This window comes from Ruegeria sp. G7 (assembly GCF_056535465.1).
In genome coordinates, this window is the sequence record NZ_JBQFIL010000001.1 from 972,350 (window position 1) to 998,516 (window position 26,167).

29 protein-coding genes, 1 tRNA gene and 1 riboswitch are annotated in these 26,167 nt (G+C 59.2%); of the genes, 19 read left to right on the top strand and 11 right to left on the bottom strand.

What is annotated here, in order from left to right; all coding sequences use genetic code 11:
• Positions 1-990, top strand: coding sequence for an inositol 2-dehydrogenase (gene iolG, locus ACR3EN_RS04925; RefSeq protein ID WP_480824090.1), 990 nt, complete (start codon positions 1-3; stop codon positions 988-990).
• 471 nt (positions 991-1,461) lie between these two features.
• Entirely contained in the window at positions 1,462-1,650 is a 189-nt protein-coding gene (locus ACR3EN_RS04930; RefSeq protein ID WP_480824088.1) for a hypothetical protein, read from the top strand.
• 248 nt (positions 1,651-1,898) lie between these two features.
• On the opposite strand, the gene ACR3EN_RS04935 is transcribed toward ACR3EN_RS04930, so the two are convergent.
• A complete protein-coding gene (locus tag ACR3EN_RS04935) occupies positions 1,899-2,963 on the bottom strand; it encodes a hypothetical protein (protein WP_480824086.1) in 1,065 nt (354 codons plus the stop codon).
• Between the two features lie 332 nt (positions 2,964-3,295).
• Here ACR3EN_RS04935 and ACR3EN_RS04940 point away from each other — a divergent pair, with 332 nt between their 5' ends.
• The 3 genes from ACR3EN_RS04940 (at position 3,296) to ACR3EN_RS04950 (ending at position 5,780) form a co-directional block, all read left to right on the top strand.
• Entirely contained in the window at positions 3,296-3,754 is a 459-nt protein-coding gene (locus ACR3EN_RS04940) for a PepSY domain-containing protein (protein WP_480824084.1), read from the top strand.
• Positions 3,755-3,792: 38 nt separating this feature from the next.
• A complete protein-coding gene (locus tag ACR3EN_RS04945) occupies positions 3,793-4,452 on the top strand; it encodes a response regulator transcription factor (RefSeq protein ID WP_480824082.1) in 660 nt (219 codons plus the stop codon).
• A 422-nt stretch (positions 4,453-4,874) separates the two neighbouring features.
• Complete coding sequence (locus tag ACR3EN_RS04950; protein WP_480869606.1) at positions 4,875-5,780, top strand: ATP-binding protein; 906 nt, start codon at positions 4,875-4,877, stop codon at positions 5,778-5,780.
• Positions 5,781-5,996: 216 nt separating this feature from the next.
• On the opposite strand, the gene ACR3EN_RS04955 is transcribed toward ACR3EN_RS04950, so the two are convergent.
• A tRNA-Lys gene (locus ACR3EN_RS04955) sits at positions 5,997-6,072 on the bottom strand.
• 212 nt (positions 6,073-6,284) lie between these two features.
• Between ACR3EN_RS04955 and dapF the strand changes: the two genes are divergently transcribed.
• Both dapF and mtaB read left to right on the top strand, forming a co-directional pair.
• A complete protein-coding gene (gene dapF, locus ACR3EN_RS04960) occupies positions 6,285-7,127 on the top strand; it encodes a diaminopimelate epimerase (RefSeq protein WP_480824078.1) in 843 nt (280 codons plus the stop codon).
• Positions 7,124-8,380: a tRNA (N(6)-L-threonylcarbamoyladenosine(37)-C(2))-methylthiotransferase MtaB gene (gene mtaB / locus ACR3EN_RS04965; protein ID WP_480824076.1), complete on the top strand. Its 1,257-nt coding sequence runs from the start codon at positions 7,124-7,126 to the stop codon at positions 8,378-8,380. The genes dapF and mtaB overlap by 4 nt, the downstream gene beginning before the upstream one ends.
• Positions 8,381-8,521: 141 nt before the next feature.
• On the opposite strand, the gene ACR3EN_RS04970 is transcribed toward mtaB, so the two are convergent.
• From ACR3EN_RS04970 to petA, 3 genes are read right to left on the bottom strand one after another with little or no spacing between them, the layout of a single operon-like run.
• Positions 8,522-9,307 (bottom strand): cytochrome c1, encoded by a 786-nt coding sequence (locus tag ACR3EN_RS04970; RefSeq protein ID WP_480824074.1) that lies wholly within the window; start codon positions 9,305-9,307, stop codon positions 8,522-8,524.
• 17 nt (positions 9,308-9,324) lie between these two features.
• A complete protein-coding gene (gene petB / locus ACR3EN_RS04975) occupies positions 9,325-10,656 on the bottom strand; it encodes a cytochrome b (protein WP_480824072.1) in 1,332 nt (443 codons plus the stop codon).
• A gap of 14 nt (positions 10,657-10,670) precedes the next feature.
• Positions 10,671-11,255 (bottom strand): ubiquinol-cytochrome c reductase iron-sulfur subunit, encoded by a 585-nt coding sequence (gene petA, locus ACR3EN_RS04980; protein WP_480824070.1) that lies wholly within the window; start codon positions 11,253-11,255, stop codon positions 10,671-10,673.
• Positions 11,256-11,739: 484 nt separating this feature from the next.
• Between petA and ACR3EN_RS04985 the strand changes: the two genes are divergently transcribed.
• Positions 11,740-12,186: a c-type cytochrome gene (locus ACR3EN_RS04985; protein WP_480824068.1), complete on the top strand. Its 447-nt coding sequence runs from the start codon at positions 11,740-11,742 to the stop codon at positions 12,184-12,186.
• Positions 12,187-12,190: 4 nt separating this feature from the next.
• Here ACR3EN_RS04985 and ACR3EN_RS04990 read toward each other — a convergent pair whose 3' ends face one another.
• Positions 12,191-12,799 carry a glutathione S-transferase gene (locus tag ACR3EN_RS04990; RefSeq protein WP_480824066.1) on the bottom strand — a complete coding sequence of 203 codons (609 nt, stop codon included), beginning with the start codon at positions 12,797-12,799 and terminating at the stop codon, positions 12,191-12,193.
• 56 nt (positions 12,800-12,855) lie between these two features.
• The gene (locus tag ACR3EN_RS04995) at positions 12,856-13,479 is read right to left on the bottom strand and encodes an FMN-binding negative transcriptional regulator (protein ID WP_480824064.1); all 624 of its coding nucleotides are present in this window, start codon (positions 13,477-13,479) and stop codon (positions 12,856-12,858) included.
• A gap of 55 nt (positions 13,480-13,534) precedes the next feature.
• Positions 13,535-13,684: riboswitch (FMN riboswitch) on the top strand.
• A gap of 71 nt (positions 13,685-13,755) precedes the next feature.
• Between ACR3EN_RS04995 and ACR3EN_RS05000 the strand changes: the two genes are divergently transcribed.
• The 5 genes from ACR3EN_RS05000 to cobO all read left to right on the top strand — a co-directional run bounded on the left by ACR3EN_RS05000 (position 13,756) and on the right by cobO (position 17,713).
• Positions 13,756-14,193, top strand: a complete 438-nt coding sequence (locus ACR3EN_RS05000; RefSeq protein ID WP_480824062.1) for a 6,7-dimethyl-8-ribityllumazine synthase — start codon at positions 13,756-13,758, stop codon at positions 14,191-14,193.
• Between the two features lie 126 nt (positions 14,194-14,319).
• Positions 14,320-15,420 carry a chorismate synthase gene (gene aroC, locus ACR3EN_RS05005; protein WP_480824060.1) on the top strand — a complete coding sequence of 367 codons (1,101 nt, stop codon included), beginning with the start codon at positions 14,320-14,322 and terminating at the stop codon, positions 15,418-15,420.
• The gene (locus tag ACR3EN_RS05010) at positions 15,404-16,066 is read left to right on the top strand and encodes an HD domain-containing protein (RefSeq protein WP_480824058.1); all 663 of its coding nucleotides are present in this window, start codon (positions 15,404-15,406) and stop codon (positions 16,064-16,066) included. The genes aroC and ACR3EN_RS05010 overlap by 17 nt, the downstream gene beginning before the upstream one ends.
• Positions 16,067-16,120: 54 nt before the next feature.
• Positions 16,121-17,056 (top strand): DMT family transporter, encoded by a 936-nt coding sequence (locus ACR3EN_RS05015; protein WP_480824056.1) that lies wholly within the window; start codon positions 16,121-16,123, stop codon positions 17,054-17,056.
• Between the two features lie 57 nt (positions 17,057-17,113).
• Positions 17,114-17,713 (top strand): cob(I)yrinic acid a,c-diamide adenosyltransferase, encoded by a 600-nt coding sequence (cobO, locus tag ACR3EN_RS05020; protein ID WP_480824054.1) that lies wholly within the window; start codon positions 17,114-17,116, stop codon positions 17,711-17,713.
• A 22-nt stretch (positions 17,714-17,735) separates the two neighbouring features.
• On the opposite strand, the gene ACR3EN_RS05025 is transcribed toward cobO, so the two are convergent.
• The 4 genes from ACR3EN_RS05025 to ACR3EN_RS05040 form a co-directional block, all read right to left on the bottom strand.
• Positions 17,736-17,936, bottom strand: a complete 201-nt coding sequence (locus ACR3EN_RS05025) for a hypothetical protein (RefSeq protein WP_480824052.1) — start codon at positions 17,934-17,936, stop codon at positions 17,736-17,738.
• A 345-nt stretch (positions 17,937-18,281) separates the two neighbouring features.
• A complete protein-coding gene (locus tag ACR3EN_RS05030; RefSeq protein WP_480824050.1) occupies positions 18,282-18,647 on the bottom strand; it encodes an SPW repeat domain-containing protein in 366 nt (121 codons plus the stop codon).
• A gap of 111 nt (positions 18,648-18,758) precedes the next feature.
• A complete protein-coding gene (locus ACR3EN_RS05035; protein WP_480824048.1) occupies positions 18,759-19,709 on the bottom strand; it encodes an AraC family transcriptional regulator in 951 nt (316 codons plus the stop codon).
• Between the two features lie 115 nt (positions 19,710-19,824).
• Positions 19,825-20,691: a branched-chain amino acid aminotransferase gene (locus tag ACR3EN_RS05040; protein ID WP_480824046.1), complete on the bottom strand. Its 867-nt coding sequence runs from the start codon at positions 20,689-20,691 to the stop codon at positions 19,825-19,827.
• Between the two features lie 158 nt (positions 20,692-20,849).
• Here ACR3EN_RS05040 and ACR3EN_RS05045 point away from each other — a divergent pair, with 158 nt between their 5' ends.
• The 6 genes from ACR3EN_RS05045 (at position 20,850) to dxs (ending at position 26,101) form a co-directional block, all read left to right on the top strand.
• Positions 20,850-21,362, top strand: a complete 513-nt coding sequence (locus ACR3EN_RS05045) for a MarR family winged helix-turn-helix transcriptional regulator (RefSeq protein WP_480824044.1) — start codon at positions 20,850-20,852, stop codon at positions 21,360-21,362.
• Positions 21,359-22,060 carry a response regulator gene (locus ACR3EN_RS05050; RefSeq protein ID WP_480824042.1) on the top strand — a complete coding sequence of 234 codons (702 nt, stop codon included), beginning with the start codon at positions 21,359-21,361 and terminating at the stop codon, positions 22,058-22,060. Before ACR3EN_RS05045 ends, ACR3EN_RS05050 begins: the two co-directional genes overlap by 4 nt.
• 68 nt (positions 22,061-22,128) lie before the next feature.
• On the top strand, positions 22,129-23,055 hold the full coding sequence (locus ACR3EN_RS05055) for a histone deacetylase family protein (RefSeq protein ID WP_480870914.1): 927 nt from the start codon (positions 22,129-22,131) through the stop codon (positions 23,053-23,055).
• Complete coding sequence (locus ACR3EN_RS05060) at positions 23,052-23,294, top strand: exodeoxyribonuclease VII small subunit (RefSeq protein WP_480519961.1); 243 nt, start codon at positions 23,052-23,054, stop codon at positions 23,292-23,294. The genes ACR3EN_RS05055 and ACR3EN_RS05060 overlap by 4 nt, the downstream gene beginning before the upstream one ends.
• A complete protein-coding gene (locus tag ACR3EN_RS05065) occupies positions 23,295-24,158 on the top strand; it encodes a polyprenyl synthetase family protein (RefSeq protein WP_480824038.1) in 864 nt (287 codons plus the stop codon).
• A 14-nt stretch (positions 24,159-24,172) separates the two neighbouring features.
• Positions 24,173-26,101 (top strand): 1-deoxy-D-xylulose-5-phosphate synthase, encoded by a 1,929-nt coding sequence (gene dxs / locus ACR3EN_RS05070; RefSeq protein ID WP_480824036.1) that lies wholly within the window; start codon positions 24,173-24,175, stop codon positions 26,099-26,101.
• Positions 26,102-26,167: the final 66 nt, after the last annotated feature.

Genomic DNA, 26,167 nt, shown 5'->3' on the forward strand with positions numbered 1-26,167 from the left:
ATGCTGAATATCGGATTGCTGGGCTGCGGGCGGATCGGGCAGGTGCATGCACGCTCGGTCGGGCAGATTGATGGTGCACGGATCACAGCCGTGGCAGACGCCTTCTCGGAACCGGCTGAGGCGCTGGCTGACAAAACCGGTGCTCAGATCTTGTCGGCAAAAAGCCTGATCGAAAGCGCGGATGTCGATGCCGTCGTTATCGGAACCCCAACCGACACCCACTACGACCTGATTCACCAAGCGGCCCGTGCGGGCAAGGCGATCTTCTGCGAAAAACCTGTTGATATGTCCGCCGACCGCATCCGCGACTGCATCAAGGTGGTGCAAGAAACCGGCGTCCCTTTCATGACCGCCTTCAACCGCCGCTTTGACCCGAGCTTTGCCAACATCCAATCCCGCATCGCCGCCGGAGAAATCGGCGAGGTCGAGATCGTCACCATCCTGTCCCGCGATCCCTCACCACCGCCGATCAGCTACATCGAAAGCTCGGGCGGTCTGTTCCGCGATATGATGATCCACGATCTGGATATGGCGCGTTTCCTGCTGGGTGAGGAACCTGTAACGGTCTACGCCGTCGGCTCTTCTCTGGTCGATCCCGCAATCGGCAAGGCCGGAGACGTCGATACCGCGGCCGTCACGCTGACCACCGCCAGCGGCAAGATCTGCCAGATCTCGAACTCGCGCCGCGCCAGCTATGGCTATGATCAGCGCATCGAAGTGCATGGGGCAAAGGGCCTTTTGCGCGCTGAAAACATGCTGGAAAACGCGGTCGAAGTCGCCACCCCCGATGGCTTCCGCAAGGCCCCGGCCCAGCATTTCTTCCTCGAACGCTATGAGGCGGCCTATCGGGCAGAGATGACTCATTTCGTGGCCGCTTTGACCGGATCCGCATCCCTGTCACCCGGAATTCTCGACGGGTTGCGCGCACAGATACTGGCTGACGCTGCAGACAGATCACTGAAAGACGGAACAGTCGTCGCCATCACCTGAGGGAATCGCAAAGCGCACGAGGGCAAGGTACGACGCGCCAAACTCGTACCCCCTCAAGAAATCGTCAGACATCTTACAGACGCGCCGCATGTGTTTGGTATCTGCCTGAGATGTTCGGAATGTGTCTGAGAGATTAATTTTACCGGTCACAAAGCCCCTTCGCCTTGGAAAAAATCGCCTATGCGAGCAGCCGGAGAAACTCGAGCCAGCGCGTCCAGTTTCGGATGAGACGCTATCCGGTCTTTCGCACCAACCGAGTGCAGCTTCGCTCAGCTCTGAACTCACTTGCGGCACCAAGGCAGAGTATCTTGATCCGCGAAGCAGCCCTTTTTTCCGTTTGTCTTCGTTTCAAGAACAACATTAACCGAACGTGAACAATGTATTCTCAGAGTGTTCAACCAAACTGAGTCATAGTGATCATGTTGGATCGAACGTGCGGTCAGCCGTTCAATTGCAAACAAGGGGAAACGCATGATCAAGCCTGCCTTTGTGACTAAAGAGTCCAGCCCCACAGCTGTGATGCAAACCTCCGGCAAAATCGCCGAAGAACGTGTGTCAACGACGACCCCTTCGAGCAGCGGTCGCTTCCCTCCTATTGAAAATGCACTGTCTGATATCATCAAAAACAAGCGACTTTCCGAGGCACAAAACAACGTCTGAAGGTAGTTCAGCAGACCCCCACACAATTCCCGATATCTGTCCAAATATAGGAATTGAAAACTGAACCCCGCCCCTTTCCAGGGGCGGGGTTTCTTTTGTTCGACAACCAATTGGCGTCAAAGCTGATGCGCAAATAGCTGGGCCAGCCGTTTCCCATCCCTGTGAAACATTTGGCTGGCCCAGCTTTCAGTACTTCCGTGAGCAGTCGCACTGATGTTGAAACGAATGAACGTTTCGGTAACTTCCGATTACAGACCCAGAAGTGATTTGACCTCTGCTTCAACCGCATCGGTCACGGGCTTGTTCGCAGCCGCCTCCAGGGCCTCGCGCTCGGCCAGTTCCTGCTCTGCGACTTGATCAGCCAGGTCTTCTGCAGCCTGTGCCGTTTCATCGTATTCCACGGCAGCTTGCCGTTCTTCGTTCAACGCCTGTGCTTCGTCCACGGACTGGTTCAACTCGGCGCGGGCTTCCTCAAGCTGTTGTTCAATTTCCGGAGAAGATCCGCCGGCATCTGCCAACTCCTGCTCAAGCCGTTCGACTTCGGTTTGATTGTCCTGAACATCAGACAGCGCTGTTTCCAGATCGGCTTCGATCTCTGAAACGCTGCGTTCGGGCTGCTCCAGGCTGCTGAGTTCTTCCAGCGTAGTCGCGAGGTCTTCGCGCAGAAGATCTCCGGCCAGAACCGTATCACGGTAGGTCGCGATTCGACCGACCCGAGACGTGGGTGAAGCATTCGCCAAAGCGGTTGCGCTGGCGTTAGCCGCATTCAAAGCACCCAGCTCAGAGGGGTGTGCGCCAAGCAGCGCCGCAATTCGATTGCCCTTGGTGCGCACCGCTGGACGAATGGAGGTCTCAACGCTGACGGTTTTCGATGGCTTTTGATTGGATCCGCGCGTTTGCTTGCTACCTTTGGCCGCCGTCACTCGCTTGGCTTTGCTTTTTCCATTGAACAGATCTTTCAGAGAAAACCCGTTGTTTTTGCCAGAGAATGAACGCGCTGATTGCGACTTGGCCTTGCTCTGATGGGACTTTCCGGATTTCTGGCCGCCGCGGTTCGAGTCGGCAGCCTTGCCGCCACCCCGTTCGCTGGCAGAACCGCGGTCTCCGCTGTCCCCCTTGCCGCCGCCATTGCCGCCACCGTTTCCACCGCCATTGCCGCCGCCGTTTCCTCCACCGTTACCTTTTCCGCCCCCTTTGCCTTCTTTTGCAAAAGCGACGTCCGGCATCGCGACAGTCGCCACGATGGCCGTTGATCCCAGCAACGCGACCGCAACGGTAGTTGCCTTTAACAGTCCCAAAGTGAAAGTTTTCATGTCGACCTCTTAAGTGGAAGGCAGCAAGCATCTGTCTTTCGAATCAACCCACTGTCTCAATTGTTTCGATTCGCATGCGAATCCTCTAAGTTCGCTGCCAGTTAACTTGAGAGCGCTTGAACGCAGCGCGAATTGCTTGTTCATCCTAGGTTCATGTCGAATTGCGTAATCTCCGGGCTGATCGGTTTTTGAGGGCTTTCATGCTTGCAAAGGTGTTCTTGGTGGTCGCAAGCCTGCTTGTCGCGTTGCCCGTTGGGCAGGCGACTGCTCAGACGCGTGAGCTAAAGCAAGGTGAGTTGCGCAAAGCGACCCTGACCGGAGATACCATCCGGTTGAGCCGTGTCATCAAAGGTGTCGAGAAAGCTTATGGTGGCACCCCGGTAGATGCGCGCGCGTTTCAGGCTGACCAGATTTATTATCGCATCCTTGTCAAAAAGCCCGATGGGAAAATTGTCAGTGTCATCGTGGATGCCCAGAACGGAACAGTCGTTCCAAACCGATCCAATGTTGGTCGTCAAATATCGAAAGCGGCGCGTTCAAACCCCGCCAGCGCCAACCAGAATCGCGATACCAAAGGCAACCGCGGTGCCTCTGCCAGCGCTAGAAACAACGGTAACGGTGGTGGCAGCGGCAACGCTGGAGGTAATGGTAATGGCGGTGGAAACGGCAACGGCGGTGGAAACGGCGGCGGTAATGGCGGTGGAAACGGCGGCGGCGGCGGCAATGGTGGTGGAAACGGCGGCGGTAATGGTGGCGGCAATTCTGGCGGCAACGGCAAAGGCAGAAAATAGGGCTTAAACCAAAGTCGTTGTGGCTGTAGCTTTTGGATATGAGAGTACTTCTTGCCGAAGACGAGCCGCAGCTATGCGAGCAGATTAAGAAACTGCTGAGTGCAGAGGGCCGCGTGGTAGATGTGGCTCACAATGGAACGGACGCCCTGCATCTCGGTGCGACTGAACCGTACGACATGATCATCCTCGACATCGGGTTGCCAGAGCGGGACGGTATTTCTGTCCTGCGTGAATGGCGCGGGGCAGGCGTCAAGACACCCGTGTTGATCCTGACGGCCCGCGACGGGTGGAGCGAGCGCGTTGACGGCCTTGATGCAGGCGCGGATGATTACATGACCAAGCCGTTTCACATGCCCGAGCTGGCAGCCCGCGTGCGCGCAATCCTTCGCAGGCAAAGCGGTCAGTTGAACCCGGTGATCGAAATGGGGGATGTCTCGCTGGATACCCGCAACGGGCGTGTCAGCGTCGGTGGAATTCCCGTCGATCTGACCGCGCAGGAAATTGCCGTTTTGACATACCTTGCCCATAATATGGGACGCATGGTGTCGCGCACCGAGTTGTCAGAGCACATCTACGAATACGATGGTGATCGGGACTCGAACACCATCGCTGTTTTCATAACACGGCTGCGCAAAAAACTTGGCCCGGATCTTATTACGACAGTCCGGGGGCGCGGCTATATGATCGATTCTGCCTGATGCTATCTCTGCGCCAACGCGCTTTGTTGGGCGGTCTCGCCACCGGCGCGCTTTCTGTTGGCGTTGGCACTTTGGTGGTTTTTTCCTACATCAACACGCGTGTCCTGGAACAGTTCGACGAGACCCTGCGAGACCGGCACACACAGCTTATCGTTGGCCTGAGTGCAGCCACGGATGACCCCGAGGCGTTGAGAAACCTTATGTTCGACCCTGCCTATGCAACGCCGTACTCGGGCAGATACTGGCAGGTGACCGATGACAACGGGGCGACATATACATCTGCATCACTCTTTGATGAAACAATTCCCGAACCTGCTCGTGCAACGGACGGGTTCATCATTTGGAACGCATCAGGACCGGACAATGAGGCCGTTCGCAGTGTCTATCAGAAAATCACATTCGAAGATGGAACCGAATGGGGCGTGACTGTCGCGGAAAGCAGGCTCGAACTGATCAGCGAACGCCGGGCGGCGCAAAACAACTTGCTTCCTGTATTTGGATTGGTCGGATTGATCGGTGTCGCCGGTTCTTTGTTATTGATGTCTGCCATTGTCGGCCCCCTCGGGAAACTGCGCGCAGACGTCGCGCGTCGATGGGACAACGGAGACGATCTGAACCCGGAAGACTATCCGGAAGAGGTTTCGCCGCTTGTCGAGGACCTCAATCAACTGCTGCACAGAAACCGCGAGATCGTATCCAGTTCTCGGCGGCAAGCGGCGGATCTAGCGCATGCCCTGAAGACGCCGACGGCAATACTCAGGAACGAATTGGCAAGTTTGTCCGACAAAGGAGTGGATACGGAACCGACCGACGACGCGTTGAACAGGATTGATGCCCAGTTGAAGCGATCTCTTGCGCGCATGCGGGCGTCAAACACCGCTGAACTCGCGCATTCGCGCACCGATCTTTCGAATTCGGTCGCCAGACTATCCAGACTGTTTTCGGTCATGGCCGAACGCGCAGGAAAATCGCTGACCTCAGATTGTGAAGATGGGCTCCAGATCCGTATGGACACTCAGGACATCGAAGAAGTGATCGGAAACCTCCTCGATAACGCTCTTAAATGGTGTCGAACGACGATTCACATCGGCGCAAAACGCGTCGACAGCGGCATCGAGATCTGCATCGAAGATGATGGGCCCGGAATCCCGAAAGAGGCGCGTGATGCAGCGATCCAAACCGGAGGTCGGCTGGACACATCTGTCAGCGGCACCGGCCTGGGTTTGGCCATATCCGTTGACCTGTTGAACGCCTACGGCGCCAGATTGAAACTGGGGACATCGATAAACCTTGGCGGTTTAGCCTGCCACGTGTTCTTACCGCGGTGACAATGGCGGCATTCGGCATAAACTGGGCTGAGACGTCGTGCTCCCCAATGTAGCGACGAACGGACAGAAACAAACTCTTGGCAGGCTGAGAGCGCATTTTTCGACATCGGCTGAACGAGGCCGCGTCCGCAAGCCACGTTATGGATTGACACATTGAAAGATCAAAATCGCCAGAACCGACCAAGGGGCATTTTCTATTTTTCCCCGAAGGTTCAGTGGTGAGCCGTGCAGGATTCGAACCTGCGACCCACTGATTAAAAGTCAGTTGCTCTACCAACTGAGCTAACGGCCCACTTTTGTATTCGGACCTTGGTGGTCCGTAGCGCTCTCTAAGGTATTTTCCCAACCGGGTTCAAGACCTTATTTTGCAACTCGCTCCGTCGATACCGAAGGTATATCCGACGACCCGATAGGCGGCCTAATTAGGCAGGTGGTGCAAGGGGGTCAAGCCCTTTTTTCAGGAATCTGCGCGACAGGGTGGATTCGCCGGGTGACCAAGGTTATATGCCCGGCATGCGACCCGAAAACGACACCGGATTGCCCTTCATGAAGATGCACGGGCTGGGCAATGACTTTGTCATTGTGGATGCACGCGCGCACCCTCAGGCCATTACGCCGGCGCTGGCAAAGGGAATCGGACATCGGCAATTCGGCGTTGGATTCGATCAGTTGGCTGTGATCGAAAACAGCGCAGCAGATGCGCATCTGGTGTTCTACAATTCCGACGGATCGACCTCGGCCGCGTGCGGGAACGCCACGCGTTGCATCGCAAGGTTTCTGATGGACGAAACCGGCAAATCCGACCTTACACTGACCACCGGGAGGGGAACGCTTTATGCGCGGGATGTCGGGGATGGCATGACCTCGGTCAATATGGGCCCTCCGCAAATCGACTGGCGCGAAATACCCCTGGCCGAAGAAGTTGATACCCTGAGATTGCCCATAGAAGGCGAACCCACCGCTACCGGCATGGGTAACCCGCACTGTACGTTCTTCGTAGACAACGCCGACACCGTCCAGCTGGCCGAGTTCGGCGCGCGATACGAACACCACCCCCTTTATCCCGAACGTACCAACGTGCAGGTCGCGCAGATCATCGGCCCTGATCACATCCGTATGCGCGTGTGGGAACGGGGTGTCGGGATAACGCTCGCCTCTGGGTCATCCTCATGCGCCACAGCGGTGGCGGCGGCGCGGCGCGGCCTGACCGGTCGCAAGGTTCAGATCGATCTGGATGGCGGCACCATCTGGATCGACTGGCGCGAAGACGGGGTCTGGATGACCGGACCCACCGCGCATGTCTTCTCGGGTACCCTGACGCCGGAATTCCTGAGGTCTCTGGGATGAAACCGCCTAAATTCACAACGTTGGGCTGCCGCCTGAACGCCTATGAAACAGAGGCGATGAAAGAGCTGTCGCGGCAGGCTGGGCTGGAAAACGCCGTGATCGTCAACACCTGCGCCGTCACAGCCGAGGCTGTCCGCAAGGCACGTCAGGAAATCCGCAAACTGCGGCGCGAAAACCCGGGTGCCCGCTTGATCGTCACGGGCTGTGCCGCTCAAACCGAACCCCAAACCTTTGCCGCGATGGACGAGGTCGACGCGGTCATCGGCAATACCGAAAAAATGCAGCCCGAAACATGGACAGGCATGGCGGCGGATTTCATCGGCCAGACCGAGGCGGTACAGGTCGACGACATCATGTCCGTCACTGAAACCGCAGGCCACTTGATCGACGGCTTCGGCACCCGGTCCCGCGCCTATGTGCAGGTCCAGAATGGCTGCGACCACCGCTGCACCTTCTGCATCATCCCCTATGGCCGCGGCAACTCGCGCAGCGTCCCTGCGGGCGTGGTGGTGGATCAGATCAAACGGCTGGTGGACCGGGGTTATAACGAGGTGGTGCTAACGGGTGTCGACCTGACCTCATGGGGGACAGACTTGCCCGCGCAGCCCAAACTGGGCGATCTGGTTATGCGCATCCTCAAACTGGTGCCGGACCTGCCGCGCGTGCGGATCAGTTCTATCGACTCGATCGAAGTGGATGAAAACCTGATGCAGGCCATCGCGACCGAACCGCGCCTTATGCCGCACCTGCATCTTTCCCTGCAGCATGGCGACGACCTGATCCTGAAACGCATGAAACGCCGCCACCTGCGCGACGATGCCATCCGTTTTACCGAAGAGGCCCGCAAACTACGCCCCGACATGACCTTCGGCGCCGACATCATCGCAGGCTTCCCGACCGAGACCGAAGCGCATTTCGAGAACTCACTAAAGCTCGTCACCGATTGCGACCTGACCTGGCTGCATGTCTTCCCCTATTCCAAACGCGAAGGCACCCCCGCCGCCCGGATCCCGCAGCAGATCAACGGCACCATCATCAAGGACCGCGCCGCCCGCCTGCGCGTCGCCGGCGACAAGCAAATCGCCAAACACCTCGTAGCCCAGACGGGAAAGACCCATCGCATCCTGATGGAAAACCCCCATATGGGCCGCACCGAACAATTCGCCGAGGTCACCTTCACCACCGCCCAACCCGAAGGCCAGATCGTCCACGCCCAGATCACCGGACACACAGCCACCCAGCTGCAAGCCTGATCCGTCCTTCATCTGGCTAAAAATATCCCGGGGATGAATTGGCCGCAGGCCAAGAAGGGGCTGGCCCCTTCAACACCACTAAAACCAAAAAACCCCCGCACCATAACAGGGCGGGGGTTTCAGATTGGATTGCCCGCAGGCTTAGTCGAGACGCTTGCCCTTCACCGGTGCCCACAGACGCTTGTTCACCAGGTACAGAAGAACCGACAGGACGGACAGGAACAGAACACCCACGAACCCGGCATTCTTGCGTTCCATCATCTTGGGTTCAGCGGTCCACATCAGAAAGGCGGCGATGTCTTCTGACATGGCCTCAACAGTGGCGGGATGACCATCGGCGTATTCGACCTGATCTTCCGACAACGGCGGTGCCATCGAAATCCAGCCACCCGGGAAGGCGGTGTTCTTGTAAAGGATGGTACCCGCCTCTTCTTTTTCCTCACCAGTATAGCCATCCAGAAGCGAGGCAATATACTCTGCGCCGCCCATACCTTTGACCAGCTGATTGATCCCCAGACCATAAGGCCCGTGGAAGCCCGCACGCGCCTTGGCCATCAGGCTGAGGTCGGGTGCGCCCACTCCGGTGTTGGCCGGGAAGTGGTCGGTCGGGATCGCCGGACGGAAATCATCCAGCTCGGGATCGAATACTTCGAAATTCGCCGCAGAATAGGCGATCACTTCTTCTTCCGAGTATCCCAAAGCTTCGAGATCGCGCAGCGGTACGTATTGCAGGCCATGGCAGGCTGCGCAGACCTCGGTATAGACCTGAAGACCGCGCTGAAGCTGATTCAGATCCCACGTGCCGAATGGCCCTTCGAACGAAAAGTCGAAATCCTCGACATGGCTGTCGTAAGCGCCTGCTGCGAAAGACGCAGCAGGGGTCAGGGCGATGGCAAACGCGGCACCGATTGCAAGTTTCTTGAACATGATTCCGGTCCCTCTTCTTACTCGGCCGGCGTGGCGTCGGCGTCAGCCTTGCCATAATGCGCGTTGAAGTCTTCTTCGATGGTCTCGGGCTGCGCCTCAGGCTTCTCGATTACGCCAAGGATCGGCAGGATCACGAAGAAATAGGCGAACCAGTAGGCAGACGCGATCAGCGAGAAAGTCGCATAGGGCTCCTCGGCGGGCATCGCACCCAGCCACATCAGGGCGAAGAAATCGATGACCAGCAGGTAGAACCACCATTTGAACATCGGACGGTACTTGCCCGACCGCACGCTCGAAGTATCCAACCACGGCGCCAGCGCCATCGCCAGGATCGCGCCGAACATCGCGATCACACCAAAGAACTTGGCGTCGATGATGCCGCCGGTGATGAAGCTGGCGAACTGCACGACCCAGACCTCACCGGTGAAGGCGCGCAGGATCGCGTAGAACGGCAGGAAGTACCATTCGGGCACGATGTGTGCAGGCGTCACAAGCGGGTTGGCCTCGATGTAGTTATCGGGGTGGCCCAGATAGTTCGGCATGTAGCCTACGATGGCCCAGAACACGACCAGGATAACCGCCAGAGCGAACAGATCCTTGATCACGAAATACGGCCAGAAGGGCAGCGTGTCTTTCTCGGCTTCAGCTTTCGAGCCACGGCGCACTTCAACACCTGTCGGGTTGTTGTTACCGGTGGTGTGGAAGGCCCAGATATGCACGATCACCAGCGCCGCAATCACGAACGGCAGCAGGTAGTGCAGCGAGAAGAACCGGTTCAGCGTGGCATTGTCCACCGCCGGTCCGCCCAGCAGCCAGGTCTGGATCGCCTCACCCACAAACGGGATCGCGCCAAACAGGCCGGTGATCACGGTCGCACCCCAGAAGGACATCTGACCCCAGGGCAGAACGTAACCCATAAAGGCGGTGCCCATCATCATCAGGTAGATCAGCATCCCGATGATCCACGTGATCTCACGCGGGGCTTTGTACGAGCCGTAGAACAGCCCACGGAAGATGTGGATGTAGACCGCAACAAAGAACAGCGACGCGCCGTTCTGGTGCAGATAGCGCAGCATATAGCCGCCATTCACGTTGCGCATGATGTGTTCGACACTGGCAAAGGCCAGATCGACATGCGGGGTATAGTGCATCACCAGAACGATGCCGGTGACAATCTGCAGCGCCAGACAGAAGGTCAGAACGATGCCCCAGATCCACATCCAGTTCAGGTTCTTGGGGGTGGGGATCATAAGGGTGTCATACAACAGGCCGACGATGGGCAGGCGGCTGTTCAGCCACTTTTCGCCGTTTGTCTTCGGCTCATAATGATCGTGGGGAATTCCGGACATAAGTTGGGTCTCCCTTAGCCGAGCTTGATTGTTGTTGCGTCGACCCATTCTGCGGGCGGAACAGGCAGGTTCTCAGGCGCAGGACCCTTGCGGATCCGACCCGCCAGATCATAGTGCGACCCGTGGCAGGGGCAGAACCAGCCGCCAAAATCGCCAGCATCGCCCAGCGGCACACAGCCAAGGTGGGTACACACACCCATCTGAACGATCCATGCACCGGGCGCTTCGCCTTCGGGCGAGGGCATCACACGGTTGGCGTCCGTTGCCGGAGCATCCGCGTTGATGTTGAAGTTACGGGCCAGCGGATCCGGCAGGTTACCAACCGCTTCCTCGTCCTGTTGTTGGGCTTCCGCGATCTCGGCACCGGTCCGGTGACGGATAAAGACGGGTTTGCCCAACCACTTCACGGTCAGCTGCGTGCCCGGCTCTACCCCGCTCACGTCAGTGCGGATCGAGGACAGCGCCTGAACGTCTGCCGATGGGTTCATTTGATTGACAAGGGGCCATACGGCTGCACCGGCTGTCACGACACCTGCGCCGCCGGCGACGTAGTACAGGAAGTCTCTGCGGGTGCCTTCGTGGTCTTCAGCGTGGGACACGAGGTTCTCTCCGATTGTCTGGCGCCCGCGAACGGGCATAAAGCTCGCGCACCGCATGAACTGCGGCGTCTTAAACGGGGTATCTATCGGGGAGAATAGAGTTCGTCCAGCGCTCTTAAACGCGCAATACGCCGCATCTGGGCATTCATTTCATGTTCAGAGGGCTATTTTTCAAGATCAGACCGGCAATCCGGGTGCATGTGCACCGCAAGCAGCCGAATCGCTTCCCCTCCGATTCGACCTAGTCAAAACGGTAGAGGCAACACCCGAGTTGAACAGTCTGTTCACTCAGGCGTCGCATTTTTGCCGGAACTCCGCCACAGGTCAGCCTTGAATATTTCTATATTAAGCTGAATTGTGGCGCGTTAAAATACTAATTTTAAATAGATATTTCAAGTTAATCGATAAAAAAGAATTACCGATTGCAATCTGAGCGAGAATACCCCAAAGGCCGAAGAACCCACCCCTCAGCCGGAGATATCTCATGCCAAAACTTACCCTCACGATGGCGCTCATCCCGCTTCTCGGCGCGGCCCCCGCTTTTGCATCCGGTGATCCGGCAAAGGGTGAAGCCCTCTATAATCGCTGTTCCTCGTGCCATGCGATCATCAAAGATGGCGAGGTTCTGGTCAAAGGCGGTATCACCGGGCCGAATCTCTATGGCGTGGTCGGTCGTGTGGCAGGCACCGAGAACGACTACCTGAACGGCAGCGAACGTCTGCCCGTCGGCATGTTCACCGATGACATGATCCGCGCCGGGCAAGAAGGGCTGGTCTGGACCGAAGAGAACATCATCGCTTATTCCGAAGACCCGATCCGCTTTATTCGCGATTATCTGGACGACGAGACCGCCCGCCCCAACATGAGTGTCAAGCTGAAGAAGGGTGCCGCGGACATCGCGGCCTATCTTGCCACGTTCAACACACCCTGATCTCTCAGCCCGGCGGTCGCGTTGCGACCATGCTGGGTCTGTCTCCAAAGGCGGCATACCAATCCGCCAGCGCCTCATTGCCGTTGCGCCACCCTCGTGCATCGTGGCGCAGGTCGAGATAGCCCAGCGCGCATCCAACGGCCACCTGCCCCATATCCAATGGGCCCGCCAGATGCGCCATCCAGCGCTGGTTCAAGGCCGCACAGGCGCGCTCGATCTTGGTCCATTGCGCGTCGACCCAATCATCCCATTGCTTGTCGGCGGGCCGCAGGCGATCCTCATAGGTCATCAACAGCGCCGCATCCAGAATACCATCGGCCAGCGCCTCAAGCGTCAGCACATCCCAGCGTCGCGCGCCAGCGGCATATAGCCCGGCCTGGACCCGCGCATCCAGAAAGGCGCATATCACTCGGCTGTCGAACAGCGTGGGACCGTCAGCCCGTTCAAGCGCCGGAACCTTGGTCAACGGCGCCTTGCTGAGCAGAGGTTCCGCGGGTGAGACAGGCGTGCTCGCAACCGTCTGCAGCGCGACATCCGCAAGCTGGCCGGTCTCGTGCAGCAACACCATGACTTTGCGCACATACGGTGAGGTGGGGCTATGATAAAGCTTCATGTCCTGTCTCCTTGTCTGCTCCGCAGACTACAGAAGCCGAACCAATACAAAACCCGTCAGGACCCACCTACACCCTGCATCAGCGACCGCAGGGCCTGCAGTTCCAAACCAAAGCCGTCTTCTGCAATGCGGTCAGCCGCAGTTTGCCGCGCGTCATCTGGCTTGTTCTGGTTCAGCTTCCAGGTCCCATCGATATCATTGATCTCCAACCGACAGGGCACGATCATCCGCAGGAACCGATCCAGCAGCTCGTCTGGCATCTTTGATGCCAGCCAAGGGGGCTTCGGCAGCAATCGATCCTCAAAAAACGCCGTTTGCCGGTCCAGCATATCCCGCAGCTCCTCGGGCGGGCGCAGCTCAAGCTGGCCGGTCAGATGCACGGCCACATAGTTCCACGTCGGGACCTGATCCTCGATCCCGTACCAATCGGGCGAGACATACCCATCCGGTCCCGATACCGCAATCCGCGCAGGCTGGCGCTGATTGAGCGCCCGCACAATCGGGTTCGACCGAACCAGATGCAATTCGGCCTGCGTCGCATCCTCGTTCAATAAAAACGGCACGTGGCTCATAAGCGGTGCAGCATCCGTCGACACCGCAAGAACACCGAACGCGCGCGCACGGGCAAAGGCAATATGACGCGCGGCGGTCTCGGCCCGGAAGGCTGGATTGGGGTGCATGACGATCCTCCTGCCAATTTCTCTTGCAGAAGCGACGCACCCTTGGCAAGGTCCGCCTCGTTCTCAGGGCGGGGCGGAATTCCCCACCGGCGGTATGCGGGCTGCGACCCGTAAGCCCGCGAGCGGCCCCGGATTCTCCGGGGTGTCAGCAGATCTGGTGAGACGCCAGAGCCGACGGTCATAGTCCGGATGAAAGAGAACGTGCAGCGTGCCGCGAACCGGTGCGCCTGCCCGTGATCGCCTTGGGTGACGTGTCTGTTGCGAAAGGAGATAACCATGACACACACCCGCTACGCTTTCATCAAAGCCAACTGGCATTCCGATATTGTCGATCGCGCGCTGGAGGGGTTTCAACAGCTCATTCCCGCCGACCAGATCGACGTCTTTGACGTCCCCGGCGCGTTCGAGATGCCCCTATTGGCCCGCGATCTGGCCCAAACCGGACACTACGCCGCGATCGCTTGCGCCGCCTTCGTAGTGGACGGCGGCATCTACCGCCACGATTTCGTCGCTCAGGCGGTGGTCGACGGCCTTATGCGCGCAGGCCTCGACACGGGCGTCCCGATTCTGTCGGTCTCACTGACCCCGCACCAGTATCAGGAAACCGACCACCATAACGCTATCTACCGTACGCATTTCGTCGAAAAGGGGCGCGAGGCCGCCCAAGCCGCACTCAGCATCACGAAAACCCGCTCGAAGATCGCAACCGCCTGATCTTCATCTTTTCAAAAATACTCAATCGCGCTGCCCTCGGGCAGCGCCCCCGACCCATCCAGCCGCAAATCCGCTTGAGACCAAGGGCACTCCCCGCTAATCACGACTTTCAAAGGAGCACGCCCCATGTCGATGAACAGTTTCGGACACCTTTTCCGCGTCACCACCTGGGGCGAAAGCCACGGACCGGCTTTGGGCGCGACCGTCGATGGCTGCCCGCCGGGCGTACAGATCGACGAAGCCATGATTCAGCACTGGCTGGACAAGCGCAAACCGGGGCAGAACAAGTTCACCACCCAGCGGCGCGAACCCGATCAGGTGAAAATCCTGTCCGGCGTGTTCGAAGGCCAGACAACCGGAACCCCGGTCCAGCTGATGATCGAGAACACCGATCAGCGCTCAAAAGACTACGGCGATATCATGGACAAGTTCCGCCCGGGTCACGCGGATATCACCTATTGGCAGAAATACGGCATCCGCGACTATCGCGGCGGCGGGCGCAGCTCGGCCCGCGAAACCGCATCCCGCGTTGCCGCAGGGGGGCTGGCGCGCGAGGCGATCAAACAGATCGCGCCCAACGTGCAAATCACCGGCTACATGACCCAGATCGGCCCACACAAAATCGACCGCGCCAATTTCGACTGGTCGCAAATCGAGCAGAACCCGTTCTGGACGCCCGACGCCCAGGCCGCCGAAGACTGGGCGACCTATTTGGACGACCTGCGCAAATCCGGCAACTCGGTCGGCGCGGTGGTCGAGGTTGTCGCCCGGGGTGTCCCCGCCGGGATCGGAGCGCCCATATATGCCAAGTTAGACACTGATCTGGCCGCCGCGATGATGTCGATCAACGCCGTCAAAGGCGTCGAAATCGGCGAGGGCATGGCCGCCGCCGAACTGACTGGTGAAGCCAATGCAGACGAGATTTTCATGGGTCAGAACGGCCCGCAATACAGCTCAAACCACGCAGGCGGCATTCTGGGCGGCATCTCGACCGGGCAGGATATCGTGGTGCGTTTTGCGGTCAAACCGACCTCGTCGATCCTGACCACCCGCAAGACCATCACCAAATCCGGCGAAGAGACCGAGATCATCACCAAAGGCCGCCACGACCCATGCGTCGGCATCCGCGGCGTACCGGTAGGTGAGGCCATGATGGCCTGCGTGATCCTGGATCACCTGCTGCTGCACCGGGGTCAAATCGGCGAGAATCGTGGACATATCGGCTGATCTGCGCGCGCGCCTGCGCGGCATCGTCGCGCAGCGTATGCAGACCGATCCCGCCCATGACATGGCGCATCTGGATCGGGTCTGGTCCAATGCCTGTTCGATCTCCGATGACGGGACCGACATGCCTGTCCTTCTGGCCGCATGCTATCTGCACGATCTCATCAACCTGCCCAAGAATGATCCCGACCGGCACCTTGCCTCGCGCAGGTCAGCACTTGAATCAGAGTCTATACTGTTGGAATTGGGCTATTACTCAGGCCAAATCACTGCCACCCAACATGCCATCGAAGCACACAGTTTCTCGGCCAGCCTGATGCCAGCAACGCCCGAGGCCCGCATCCTTCGCGATGCGGATCGGTTGGATGCACTGGGGGCTGTCGGGATCGCGCGCACCTTTCTGGTCGGCGGCGCACTGGGCCGCACGCTCTATGATCCGGCCGATCCGTTTGCCGAGAACCGGCCATTGGATGACCTGCAATTCTCGATCGACCATTGGAAAGTAAAGCTTCTGAACCTGCCCGACGGTATGTTGACCGAGGCAGGTCGCGCGCTCGCGACACGCCGGATCAAACGGATGATCCGCTATCTGGAAGAACTGAGCGAAGAGATCGGCGCGCCCTTGCCTGAAGGCTGGAAGAGCACCTGATTGGTACAATCCTGTCGTTGATCTTTGGGCCACAAAGGCGCAGATACATGCGCAATGGCCAAATCCTTAACATCGCATCGACCCATGCTTGCCGTGGGTCTGAAACTAAGTGCGCTGGTGTTGTTCACCTCGATGTCGGCGCTGGTCAAAGCGTTGTCCGAAGATTTCCCACCCGGCGAGATGGTCTTCTTCCGCTCCCTTTTTGCGATCCCCGTGATCCTCATCTGGCTGATTGCGCGCGGAGAGCTGGCCGAAGGCTTTGTCGTCAAGAAACCCATGGGCCATTTCTGGCGCGGCGTTCTGGGCACGTCAGCCATGGGTTTGACCTTTACAGGCCTCAGCCTTCTTCCCCTGCCTGAGGTCACGGCGATCGGCTACGCCACCCCGATCTTCACGCTGATTCTCGCGGCGGTGATACTGGGAGAGCGTATCCGCATGATCCGTATCGGCGCGGTCGGCATCGGGCTGCTGGGGGTTCTGATCATGCTCTGGCCGCGCCTTGGCGGCGGCAACATGGAAACGGCAGCGACCTTGGGTGCGCTGTGCGTGCTCAGCGCCACCGTGGCACGGGCCTTTGTGCAGATACATATCCGCCAGCTGGTTCAGGTGGATCATCCTGCCGCAATCGTTTTCTATTTCTCACTGACGGCCACGTTGATGTCGGGACTGACCGCGTTCTGGGGCTGGAAAATACCCACATGGGAACAGGCCGCCCTGCTGATCGGGATCGGACTGATCGGTGGTATCGCGCAGATTCTGGTCACCTCGTCCTATCGCTTCGCGCAGGCCTCGATGCTGGCGCCTTACGATTACGCAACCATGCTGTTTGCCATTGTCATCGGCTATGTCTGGTTCGATGAGCTGCCCACAGTGGTGATGCTGGCCGGCGCGGCACTGGTCATCGCGGGTAACGTCGTCGTCATCTGGCGCGAGCGTCAGCTGGGACTGGAACGCGGCAAGGCGCGTGCGCTTTCGGATCACAAACCTTGACTTTACCTTTGCAAAACTTCGCTTAGGTTGAGCCCGACATCAAACAGAGGTTCCCCGATGAGCGACGCGCAGGATCACAAGGAAAAGATGCAGAAGGTGCAGGCCAAGCACCGCAAGAAAGTCTCCGAGGCCGTCGACCTGGGACGCGGGCTGGTGCTGATCAACACCGGTAAAGGCAAGGGCAAATCCTCGGCAGCGTTTGGCGTGGTGATCCGGGCGTTGGGTTGGGGACAAAAAGTCGCCGTCGTTCAATTCATCAAAGGCAAGTGGAAAACCGGCGAACGTCGTTTCTTCGAGGAACGCGATCTGGTGACATGGCACACCATGGGCGAAGGTTTTACCTGGGACACGCAAGACCGCGAGCGCGACATTGCGGCCGCTACCGCAGCATTTGGCAAGGCTTGCGACCTGATGGCCAGCGGCGTGTATGATCTGGTGGTCTTGGACGAGATCAATATCGCGCTGCGTTATGAATACCTCTCAGTAGACACTGTTATTGAGGGTCTGAATGCCCGTTCGGACAAAACCAGCGTGTTCCTGACAGGTCGCGATGCACCGCAAGAACTGCGCGATTACGCCGATCTGGTGACCGAGATGACCGAAGAGAAACACCCGTTTCAGGCCGGGATCAAAGCGCAGCGTGGCGTGGATTTCTAAGCCCAGGCCCAGACACCCGGTTTCATTCCGGCGGTGTATGCTCGAACTGGTGTCGGACTGATGGACGTTGTGCGGCAATACCCTGGTGGCGCGCGTGGTCGCGCCGTTTATCCTGCGCATTCGCCTGATCAAGATACGCACAATAATCGTCGTCGCAATAGCAGGCCCCGCAGGCCGCAAGGGCATCGTGCCGCGCCATGAGTTCTTCCAGCGTTTCTTGCATTCCGCACCCTCTTAGCGTTGCACATCCATCGTTTCCGGGGCAGCGGCGCGCTCTCGCTTTGGCATGCGTTGCACGCAAGCTGCCTCGAAATTCGGGGCTTGATGATCTGTCATCTGGCTTCATCCCTTATCTGATTATTTTAGTCGGAATTTTCAAGGCAAAAAAGGAACCAAAAGGTGAGGCGCGCGAAGGGGCGCATGTACCGTTGCGCAGGGGCGCTGGTGTTTTGGGATGCTGGCGCAGGTCAAGCGCCGCGCACCCACGACAGAGCCGCCTTCTTGGCAAAGCAGCGGCCCTGGGTTTAAGAATATCGCTTGGTTAATGTGACCGCCTTGCGTTCAACGCTCAGGCGGCGACAGCCTCTTCCGGCGCGCTGAGCGATATGACCGCGACCACCGCTGCACCGTTCAGCCAATAGAACAGCGCGTCCAGACCGGAAAAGCCAAACAGGCTGGGCGCTGCCAGAAACGCGACACCGACCAGCAGGTCTACGGCAAGATGAAACTTGTAGGGCAGCACCCGCCAGATCCCAAGATGGTGGTCGGTCAGAACCGTCAGCACAAAGGCCGCAACCCCGGTAACTACAGACAACCACAGCGCCAGCGGGTTGGACTGACCCAGCCCAAGCGCAAAGGGCAACACCATCAGCGCGATGGCAACCGGATAGTCGAGATAAGCATGGACCGAGCGGGTAACAAAACGCAGGGACATCAGAACTTCCTTTCCTCAATCAGTGATGAGTATAGGATATGTGCGGACTTGCGAACGTAGCAGCTCAGATCGTTTACGATGCTTTGCAGATCGTTCGGAATTTGGATCGGATCAGTGCATCGCCCGATACGCAGCAGGCGATACGCCCACCTGTTTCTTGAACACGCGCGAGAATGCCGCCTCGGACGCATAACCGACCTCGGCCGCTGCATCGGCTACGTTCCATTGGCCCTCGGTCAAGCCATGGCACGCAATCTGCATGCGCCAATCGGTCAGGTATTGCATCGGAGTGGTGCCCATCTTCTCGGCAAAAAGCTGGGCAAATGCAGTGCGCGACATCGCGGCCTCGCGCGCCAGTGTCGCCACGCTCCAATCCTGCGCCGGAGACTGGTGGAATGCCGTCAACGCGCGCGAGATACGCGGGTCCGCAAAGCCCGCCAGTGCCGCGTCGTCGGGGCTTTGATGTTCCAGATAGGCGCGGATCGCCTGTGCGAACAGCACCTCGGACAGCTTCAACGCAATCAGATCCCCGCCAATCCGTGCGCCGGATACTTCGGACCCGATCATGCGTAATGTCGCCTCAATCCACGAACCGGCCTCTTCCCCGTAATTCTGGATCAGGATGTAATGCGGTAACCGGTCGATCAGCATATGCCCGGTACCGCCGCGCCCCGCTGGACCGGTGAATGAGAAATGACCGCAGATCAGTTGCGTGTCGCGGTCTTCATCCGCACCGCCATAGACCAGAACGCCGTCATCCTTATAGCCGGCGATCTCAAGGACCTGTTCCAGCGGCAATGCGTCAAGGGGCGTCACCTCGTTGCACAGCAGCGCGTGCGGGGCGCCATGCGGGATCAGAATCAGGTCGCCCTGCTTCAGGCGCAAGGTCTCGGCCGTTGCGGGAATGTGCACCTTCAGCTCACCACGCTGGACAAAGTGAAACCGGGCAACGTTCTCGAAGCCCGGCACCTGAACGCCGAAGGGCGGTGTGAACGAAGTGCGGAAGTAGAATGTACCCCGCAGCGAGAGGCGGGTCAGTATATCGCTGAGCAGGTCCAACATAACCCAAAGATACCGCGCAGATCATCCAAGTCCACGGCACGGGACGATCTGCACGAAGAATTGCACGTCCTGCAACAAAAACCCCCGCTGCGGCGAGGGTTTCAAGGGCTTTTGATTATGCGCGGACCAGCTTTTCGTAGTCCTCGGCAATCTCGCGCGTCAGGTCGCCAACTTCAAAGGTATACTCCCCGATCTGACCGACCGGCGTCACCTCGGCGGCGGTTCCGGTGAGCCAGCATTGTTCGAAATCAGCCATCTCCTCGGGGTTGATGCGGCGTTCGTGGACGGTGATACCTTTGTCTTTCAGCATCTGGATGACGGTTTGGCGCGTGATGCCATTCAGGAAGCAATCGGCGAGCGGAGTGTGCACTTCACCATCCTTGACGAAGAACACGTTGGCCCCGGTCGCCTCGGCCACATAACCGCGCCAGTCCATGAACAGTGCGTCCGAACATCCCTTGGCCTCGGCCTTATGCTTCGAGATGGTGCAGATCATGTAAAGGCCAGCGGCTTTTGCATGCACCGGGATGGTTTCGGGGCTGGGGCGTTTCCATTCGGCAATGTCAAGCTTGGCCCCTTGCATCTTCGCGTCGCCGTAGTACGCGCCCCAGGGCCAGACGGCGACGGCCATCCGCACGGGGTTCTTGGCCGAAGCCACGCCCATATCCTCGCCCGAGCCGCGCCAGACCAGTACCCGCACATAGGCATCTTTCAGACCGCTGGCTTTCAGCGTCTCTTCCTTGGCGGCTTCGATGTCGTCCACGGTGTACGGCATAGGCATGTCCAAAGCCTCGGCCGAGGCGATCAGACGTTCGGAATGCTCACGGCTTTTGAAGATCTTGCCGTTATAGGCGCGCTCACCCTCGAACACCGACGAGGCATAGTGCATCGCGTGGGTCAGGATGTGCACATTCGCCTCACGCCATGGGACCAGTTTGCCATCTACCCAGATGGTGCCATCACGATCATCATACCCCGCCATGCGAAACCTCCTGAACCGGGTTGAATTTCCGAATATTGCGCCGTTTAGGTCCACATCGGACATATTATTGCGCAAAAACTGCGATTCGATACCTGTGCGCCCTTGGAATGTCAATAAGGCTGACATAAACTTGGATGGTATTGCGTATGAGGTCTGTGATGTCGGAAATCCGTCGCGCCCCGGTCTTTGGCGGAGAAAGCCTGTTATTTCTGACGGATGAGCAGTTGCGGCAAGGCATTGAAGCGATGTTCTTTGCCTATCGCGGCTTTACGGCTGATCCTGATCGTATCCTCTCGGAGATGGCCTATGGCCGGGCCCATCACCGGGCGATTCACTTCGTCAACCGCGCGCCGGGAACCACCGTGAACAACCTGCTGGCCATTTTGGGGGTGACCAAGCAGTCGCTGAACCGGGTGCTGCGTACGCTTATCGAGGACGGGCTGGTCGAAAGCCGCGTCGGCAAGGTGGACAAACGCGAACGGCACCTATTTCTGACAGATAAAGGAAAAGCACTGGAGGCCACGCTGTCCAATGCCCAACGGGCCCGGATGCGGGCCGCTTTCAAGGATGCAGGCCCCGAAGCGGTAGCCGGTTTTCGCAAAGTGCTTGAAGCCATGATGGATGCTGATATGCGTCGTGCATATACGAAACTGCGGGATACGACTTCATGAGCGATATGGACGCCCATCTTCTGATCGTCGACGATGACGAGCGCATTCGTGATCTGCTCAAGAAATTTTTGATGCGCAGCGGGTTTCTGGTGACATCGGCGCGGGATGCCGCCCATGCGCGGCGGGTGCTGTCGGGGCTGGATTTTGATCTGATCGTGATGGATGTGATGATGCCGGGCGAAGACGGTGTCAGCCTGACGCGCGCCCTGCGCGAGACCCATACGACTCCCATCCTGTTGCTGACCGCCAAAGGTGAGACCGAGCACCGGATTGCCGGTCTCGAAGCCGGGGCGGACGACTATCTGGCCAAGCCGTTCGAGCCTAAAGAGCTGCTGTTGCGGATCAACGCGATCCTAAGGCGTATGCCCGAGACCCCGGCGCAGGAGACCGCGGCGAAGATACTAAGCCTCGGGCCGATCCGTTACGACATCGAACGCGGCGAGATGTGGCAGGGGGATGATCCTGTACGTCTGACTGCAACCGAGAGCCAATTGATGAAGATTTTCTCGGCCCAACCCGGCGAACCGATCAGCCGGGCAAAGCTGGTTGAAGATCTGGGCCGCGACAAGGGGCAGGCGCAAGAACGGGCGGTGGATGTGCAGATCACGCGGCTAAGGCGTAAGATCGAGCAGGATCCCAAGCAGCCTCGGTATTTGCAGACCGTGCGCGGGGCCGGGTATATGTTGGCGCCGGATTGATTTAGCCGCTACGCGGCGATTTTTGCCTTCGGCGAGGATATTTTTAGCCAGATGAAGATGGGATCCCGATGAAGACTGCGCTTTTGACCCATGCCGATTGTCTGGGGCATGTGACCCCGGACGGGCACCCGGAACGGGTGGCGCGGTTGGAGCACGTTTTGCACGCGTTAGAGCCTTTGGAGCTGGATCGACGGACGGCTCCGATGGCGGCGGATGACGATCTGTTGCGGGTGCATCCGCAGAGCCATATCGACGAAATTCGGCGTTCCAGACCGGTTGAGGGGTTCACTCAGATCGATGGGGATACGTTCCTGTCGCCGGGATCGGTCGACGCGGCCTATCGCGCGGCGGGGGCTGCCGTGCGGGCGGTCGATCTGGTCCTAGGCGGAGAGGTTGGGAATGCGTTCTGCGCAATTCGTCCTCCGGGCCATCATGCAGAATCCGAGACGGCGATGGGATTTTGTCTGTTCGGCAATGCGGCGCTGGCGGCCAAACATGCGCTGGACCACCACGGGCTGAGCCGCGTCGCGGTGGTGGATTTCGATGTGCATCACGGCAATGGCACGCAGGACCTGTTGTGGGATGAACGGCGGGCGCTGGTGATCACCAGCCAGCAGATGCCGCTGTGGCCCGGCACAGGGCGCGCGGATGAAACCGGCGCGTTTGAGACGGTGTTGAACATGCCGCTGGCCCCCGGCACCGGCGGTTCGGAAATGCGCGCAGCGTATGAAGCGCAGGCTTTTCCTCGTTTGCGCGCGTTCAAGCCGGAACTGATCATCATCTCCGCCGGGTTTGACGCGCACCAGGACGATCCACTGGCCAATCTCAACTGGTCAACCGGCGATTTCGTCTGGATCACCGCCGAGCTGTGCAAGATTGCCGATGAGGTCTGCGGTGGCCGTATCGTCTCGACTCTGGAAGGCGGGTATGATCTGAACGCATTGGCCGCGGCGACACGCGCCCATGTGGAAGAACTGATGAAGGCAGCAAGATGACCGATACTCCAGTCGAACAGATGACCTTTGAACAGGCGATGAAAGAGCTTGAGGCCGTTGTGGGCCAGCTGGAACGCGGGGATGTGGCCTTGGATCAGTCGATCGCTTTGTATGAGCGCGGGGCGGCGTTGAAGAAACGCTGTGAGGATGAGTTGAAGCGCGCCGAGGAAAAGGTGGCCGCGATCACGCTGAACGCGGATGGTCAGCCCACCGGGACGACGCCTGTCGAAGGTCAGTAAATGTTTCGTGACAGGCTGGCGCAGGACGCGGCGCGGATTCAGGGCCATTTCGATCTGGTTCTGGGGGGGCTGGACGATCTGGACGTAACCCGGGCCATGGCCTACGCCACCGAGGGCGGCAAGCGTCTGCGCGGGTTTCTGGTGCTCGAGAGTGCGCGGTTGCATGGGGTCGATGAAACCCGAGCGATCTGGCCCGCCACTGCGATTGAGGCTTTGCACGCCTATTCGCTGGTGCATGATGATCTGCCCTGTATGGATGATGATGACCTGCGCCGCGGGCGGCCCACAGTGCATGTGAAATGGGACGAAGGCACCGCCGTTCTGGTTGGGGATGCGCTGCAGACACTGGCCTTTGAGCTTTGCGCCCGACCCGAGGTTGGCGATGCCGAAATCCGCGCCGATTTGACCCTAACACTGGCAAAAGCGAGTGGGGCGCAAGGGATGGTTCTGGGTCAGGCCCTGGACATCGCAGCGGAGACGTCAGACCCGCTGACATTGGATCAGATTACGCGCTTACAGGCGGGAAAGACCGGAGCCCTTATTGAATGGTCAGCGTGCGCTGGGGCGCGTCTGGCGCAGGCAGACCCGACCCCCTTGCGCCAATACGCCCAAGCGCTTGGCCTTGCTTTTCAGATCGCCGATGACATTCTTGATGTTGAGGGGGATGCCGAAAAGGCCGGAAAGCGGCTGCAGAAGGATGCGGATGCGGGCAAGGCCACTTTTGTTTCGCTTCTGGGTCTGGATGCCGCTAGGTCCCGCGCAGCCGAACTGGTTGAACAGGCTTGCGCGGCGCTTGATGGGTACGGGCCGAAGGCAGAAACCTTGAAGCAGGCTGCCCGCTTCGTTATTGCCCGGGACAGCTAAGCCAGGAATGCCATATGTCTGACCGCCCGAATACGCCTTTGCTGGACCTTGTGAACCGCCCTGCGGACCTGCGGCAGTTTTCGGACGCGCAGTTGCATCAGGTGGCACAGGAATTGCGGGCCGAGACGATCTCGGCCGTGTCCGTGACCGGCGGGCATCTGGGCGCGGGTCTGGGCGTGGTGGAACTGACCACGGCGCTGCACGCGGTCTTTGACACTCCCCGCGACAAAATCATCTGGGATGTGGGCCACCAGTGTTATCCGCATAAAATCCTGACGGAACGCCGCGACCGCATTCGCACCCTGCGCATGAAAGACGGCCTCAGCGGTTTCACCAAGCGCAGCGAGAGCCCTTATGATCCGTTTGGTGCGGCCCATTCCAGCACCTCGATCAGCGCCGCACTGGGGTTTGCCGTGGCGCGCGATCTGGGCGGTGTGACGCCCGAGGGGCTTGGTGATGCGATTGCGGTGATCGGCGATGGCTCGATGTCGGCGGGCATGGCGTTTGAGGCGATGAACAATGCAGGCCATCTGAAGAAGCGCCTGATCGTGATCCTCAACGACAATGAGATGAGCATTGCGCCCCCCGTCGGGGCCTTGTCCAACTACCTGTCGCGCATCTATGCCGAGGAACCGTTTCACGAGCTGAAAGCTGCCGCCAAGGGTGCGGTGTCGCTGCTGCCAGAACCGTTCCGCGAGGGGGCCAAGCGTGCCAAGGACATGCTGAAAGGCATGGCCATGGGTGGCACCCTGTTTGAAGAACTGGGTTTTTCCTATCTCGGCCCCATCGACGGGCATGATCTGGACCAGTTGCTGCCGGTGTTGCGGGCAGTCAAGGCCAAGGCGACCGGGCCGATCCTGATCCATGTGCTGACGAAGAAGGGCAAGGGTTATGCCCCCGCCGAGCAGGCCCGCGACAAGGGCCATGCGACCGCGAAGTTCGACGTGGTGACGGGTGAGCAGAAAAAGGCACCCTCTAACGCGCCCTCTTATACCTCGGTCTTTGGCAAGACGCTGGTCGAGGAAGCGGCGCGCGATGACAAGATCGTGGCCGTCACCGCCGCGATGCCCGATGGCACCGGGCTGAACCTGTTTGCCGAGCGCTACCCGTCGCGTTGTTTCGACGTGGCGATTGCGGAACAGCATGGGGTGACCTTCTCAGCAGCACTCGCGGCAGGCGGGATGAAGCCGTTCTGTGCGATGTATTCGACTTTCCTGCAGCGCGGTTACGATCAGGTGGTGCATGATGTGGCGATCCAGCGCCTGCCGGTGCGCTTTGCCATCGACCGCGCGGGGCTTGTGGGGGCTGACGGCGCAACCCATGCGGGCTCGTTCGACATTGCCTATCTGGCCAATCTGCCGGGCATGGTGGTGATGGCCGCCGCCGATGAGGCAGAACTGATGCATATGGTCGCCACAGCCGTGGCCCATGATGACGGCCCCATCGCGTTCCGATATCCACGGGGAGAGGGTGTGGGTATTGACCTGCCGGAACGCGGTGAAGTGCTGGAGATCGGCAAGGGACGCATCATTCAGAAAGGTGCCCGCGTGGCGCTGTTATCATTCGGCACCCGTCTGGCCGAGGTGCAAAAGGCCGCCGAGGCTCTGTCGGCACGCGGCATCACCCCGACCATCGCCGATGCGCGCTTTGCCAAGCCGCTGGATCGAGACCTGATCCTTGATCTGGCCGCGAACCACGAGGCGCTGATCACCATCGAAGAGGGCGCTGTGGGCGGGTTCGGCAGCCATGTTGCGCAGCTCTTGGCGGATGAGGGCGTCTTTGATGCGGGCCTGAAGTACCGCTCGATGGTGCTGCCGGATATCTTCATCGACCAGGCCAGCCCCGCAGATATGTACGCGGTCGCAGGCATGAATGCCGAACAGATCGAGGCCAAGGTGCTGTCGGTTTTGGGCGTAACCTCGATCGGCGAGAAGCGCGCCTAGGTGATCGCTCGACAACCGGATGCGAGGTGGCCATGATGTATCAGAGCATCAGGCTATGTCGGGAAT